Annotated in this window: 3 protein-coding genes and 1 pseudogene; all 4 read right to left on the bottom strand. The window is 58.1% G+C overall.

All coding sequences use genetic code 11. The annotated features are described in order from the left end of the window. Positions 1 to 609: pseudogene (locus AC1D1Z_RS35145) on the bottom strand (glutamine--fructose-6-phosphate transaminase (isomerizing)); the annotation flags it as partial. Between the two features lie 433 nt (positions 610 to 1042). Continuing rightward, positions 1043 to 1594 carry a sugar O-acetyltransferase gene (locus AC1D1Z_RS35140; protein WP_017968972.1) on the bottom strand — a complete coding sequence of 184 codons (552 nt, stop codon included), beginning with the start codon at positions 1592 to 1594 and terminating at the stop codon, positions 1043 to 1045. A 490-nt stretch (positions 1595 to 2084) separates the two neighbouring features. Next, positions 2085 to 3293, bottom strand: a complete 1209-nt coding sequence (locus AC1D1Z_RS35135) for a beta-ketoacyl-[acyl-carrier-protein] synthase family protein (protein WP_130654377.1) — start codon at positions 3291 to 3293, stop codon at positions 2085 to 2087. Next, positions 3293 to 3571 (bottom strand): phosphopantetheine-binding protein, encoded by a 279-nt coding sequence (locus AC1D1Z_RS35130; protein ID WP_012755326.1) that lies wholly within the window; start codon positions 3569 to 3571, stop codon positions 3293 to 3295. Before AC1D1Z_RS35130 ends, AC1D1Z_RS35135 begins: the two co-directional genes overlap by 1 nt. Positions 3572 to 3680: the final 109 nt, after the last annotated feature.

Here is a 3680-nt window from a genome sequence, read left to right as displayed (position 1 = left end):
AACTTCGTTGGTTAAGGGAGCAAGCGTGATAGGGTCGGAGCCTAGAAACATTTCCCCGTCGCCATGACCAATCACCAGCGGAGGTCCATTGCGCGCCGCCATAATGGTGGCTGGCTCATCCTGGAAAAGAATTGCAAGGCTGAAGGCTCCCTTCAGCCGCTTTAGCATCGCGTGCATGGCCTCTCGGCCGCTCATACCGCCGCGACGGGATTTTGCGAGGAGATGCGCGACGACCTCGCTATCGGTGCTCGTCTCGAAATCCGCACCAGTCGCCTCCAGTTCGGCCTTCAGCTCCGCGAAGTTTTCGATGATACCGTTATGAACGACGGCAATACCGTCGACGATATGTGGATGAGCGTTTCGTTCTGTCGGCGCCCCATGAGTAGCCCAGCGGGTGTGGCCGATGCCGATGATCCCGTCTAGCGGCTGTTGCTTTAGCCTCATTTCAAGATTGACGAGCTTACCCTGCGCGCGGCAGCGCTCCAACGTGCCCTCAGAGATCGTGGCAACGCCAGCGGAGTCATATCCGCGGTACTCCAGACGCTTTAGCGCGTCGAGCAGTCGCTGCGACACCGGGCGCCGCCCGACGATGCCAACAATCCCACACATTGATTTGTCTCCGTTCGGTGTGCCAAAGGACGAAGGTGCCACGATGCTTTGTAGCGCGCCCATTTGCGGAACCTTCTAATCGCATCCGGTAAGATGTTTAAAATCGATTGTTGTGATCGCGCACATCCAAATTGTGGATGCAACTCGCGCCATTGCCTTTACGAGATCCGCTCAATGTAGGTGGAGATGCCGCACCAAGTTCATTGAATTGATGGCGAAACACCTCGCCTTCTCAGGCGAGTTCAGTTTCCACTGGTTCGACGAGACGTGCAAAGCCCACATATGTGCATGCGTCAGAAAGCCGTCGTGGTTGCCGCGTTGGCCGGTCTGATATCCGATATTTATGAATCAACCACGCCGCATCGGCTTGGTGGCAAGTGGGAGTGTTGGTTCACAAGCACTGCCTTGACTATGGCGTTCTCAGCGGCTTGCCTCAGCGCTTCAACCGAGCCGGATTTCCCATGGCCTTTTCCCCTGCGGGTATATCGCGGGTGACTACGCTTCCGGCGCCGATGACGGCGTTGTCGCCGATCGTCACCCCTGGGAGGATAATTGCTCCACCACCAATCCAGACGTCTTTGCCAATCCGGACAGGCCGACCTAGCTGCAGACCAGCCTGCCGCTGCTCGGGATCATGCGGATGGTCGGCGGTGTAAATCTGCACAGCCGGTCCGACTGCCGTCCCAGCACCGATCGTCACTTCTGCTACGTCAAGGATTACGCAGTTGAAATTGATGTAAACGTAGGCACCAAGCCTGATGTTGAAGCCGTAGTCGCAATGAAATGGCGGACGGATGACGGCTCCAGTTCCGACCTCTCCTAGTCGCTCCAGAAGAAGTGCGTTCCAATGCTCGGCCGTACTTCCCAGAGTATCATTATATCTCTTCAGCCAAGCTCCCGTGGCCAACAGGTCCGTCTGAATCTCCTCGTCCGCCGGGTTGTACATCTCGCCCGCCAGCATCTTTTCTTTTTGAGTGCGTGTCATTGTCTGTTCTCAGTTCGCGTTCATCGATGAAGTTGTTGGTCCTCTGACGCCCGGCTTGAACGAGGTTCAGATAAGCTCCTCTTCTCGACGCTCAACATCGCATGGCGCAGAAGAGAAGTCCCGGCAGGAAAACGGTCGACAACGCGTCGTTTGCGTGGTCCAGAGGCTCGTTCGACAGCAGTGGATTGAAAGTGGCAGTGACCAGCCCGGCCGGCAAGCGGAATCGATAGCAAGTGAATTTGAAGAGCCGCTCCGAGTGCCAAACCCGGAGCGGGCGCTCTTTCCAGCCGGTTGCGTGAATGATCATAACTACGGAACGCAACCATATTTTCCCCACCCCGCCTTGTGAGCAATCCCCGGCGAGCCATTGTGGGCTAACCATCGGTGCGAATTGACCTGCATATGTAACGGCACGCCAGCTAGCTTCTCTCCAGCGGCACCACCCTCGCGGTTGCAGCTGGAACCATTCACGGCCACATCGTCCGCCTCTTCACACTTGTCTGAATGCCAGGACGGCGTTGGTGCCTCCCATGGCGAACGCATTGCTCATGGCTACGCGCACCTTGCGCTCACGCGGGACATTGGGAGTGACGTCGAGATCGCACTGGGGGTCAGGCTCACGATAGTTGGCGGTGGGCGGTATGACGCCTTCTTGGATCGCCATGACGCAGGCAATCATTTCAAGTGCGCTGGCAGCACCCAGGCAATGGGCGTGCATGGACTTGGTGGAGGAGACGGACATCTGAAAAGCGTGGTCTTCGAAGACGCGCTTGATCGCTGCCGTCTCCATCTCGTCATTCGCAACGGTGCCGGTGCCGTGCGCGTTCAGGTAGTCTACATCGTCCGGGTTTAGCTCGGCATCGGCGAGGCAGCTGCGCATTGCGGCCTCCGGTCCCTCGATGGACGGCATGACAATGTCGTAGGCATCGCCGGAAAGTCCGATTCCGGCAACCTCGGCAAGCATAGTCGCACCGCGGGCAGCAGCGTGCTCGTAACTTTCCAGGACAGCCATTCCGGCACCCTCGCCAAGGACAACGCCTTTCCTATCGGCGGAGAACGGGCGACAGGTATCAGGGGCAAGCACGCGCAGTGCTTCCCATGATTTCAGGACGCCCCATGTGAGCGGCGCATCGCTTCCCCCGGCAAGCATGACGTCTGCACGGCCCAGCCTGATCTGATCTACCGCAGAAGCGATGGCGTGATTTCCCGCAGCGCAGGCAGAGGTGACGCCGAAGACGGGGCCGCGTAGACCCAAGAAAATGCTGACCTGGCCGGCAGCCGCGCTTGGCATTCCCTTTGGTGCGGTGAAAATGCGCGCCCGGGTCACTCCGTCCAGAAGGATGCTGCGGTAAGTTTCTTCGATCGTTCCCCAGCCAGGCCCGCCGACGCCCATCGCGGCGCCGAAGCGGTGGGCATTTTGTTCATCGCAGGAAAGTCCGGCCTGCCTCATGGCTTCGGTTGCAGCAATCACCGCGAGAAGGCTGAAGCGGTCCATGGAGACAAGCTGTTTGCGCGGGATGGCGTGTGCTGGTATCGCCTTGATCTCGGCACCGACCGTGCCTTCCATATCATAGAGATCAGTCGTGATGATCGGGCTGATTGCAGAGCGGCCTTCCCGCATTTCTTTCCAAATAGATGAAGCGTTTGTTCCTAATCCGCATAGTCCGCCAATTCCCGTGATTACGACGCGCCTGTCCATCATGCCTCCTTCGCGATCAGGCCGCGAACGGCTTCGACGACATCGCCGATGTTTTTCAGATTAGACCAGGCATCGGCGGTGTTCATCTCGATCCTGATGCCGTAGGCCTGCTCCAGGTCCCAGAGCACATCGGCCAATGCCAGTGAATCGATGCCAAGCGAGGTCAATTCGCTATCAGCGGTGATTTCTCCGATTGCTACAGGGATCCTCCCGCCGTTTTCCGATTGGGCGAGATTTTTGATTGCAGCAATAATTTCTACTGTGAGCTGATCGGCCATCTTGTTCCTTTCCATCATTCCAGTGAGTCCTGAACGCGGTGGACATCCGGGCCAAGCAAGGCTTGAGCACGTTTGATGCTCCTACGGGAGGGGCCGGCCCCACGTCTGG

The organism is Rhizobium sp. P1_E1 (assembly GCF_056406015.1).
This window is presented reverse-complemented; position numbering and strand designations above follow the sequence as displayed.

What these genes read in the sequence shown, in the direction of transcription:
- AC1D1Z_RS35140 (WP_017968972.1), bottom strand. Translation starts at nt 1,594, where the DNA reads ATGACACGCACTCAAAAAGAAAAGATGCTGGCGGGCGAGATGTACAAC.
- AC1D1Z_RS35135 (WP_130654377.1), bottom strand. Translation starts at nt 3,293, where the DNA reads ATGGACAGGCGCGTCGTAATCACGGGAATTGGCGGACTATGCGGATTA.
- AC1D1Z_RS35130 (WP_012755326.1), bottom strand. Translation starts at nt 3,571, where the DNA reads ATGGCCGATCAGCTCACAGTAGAAATTATTGCTGCAATCAAAAATCTC.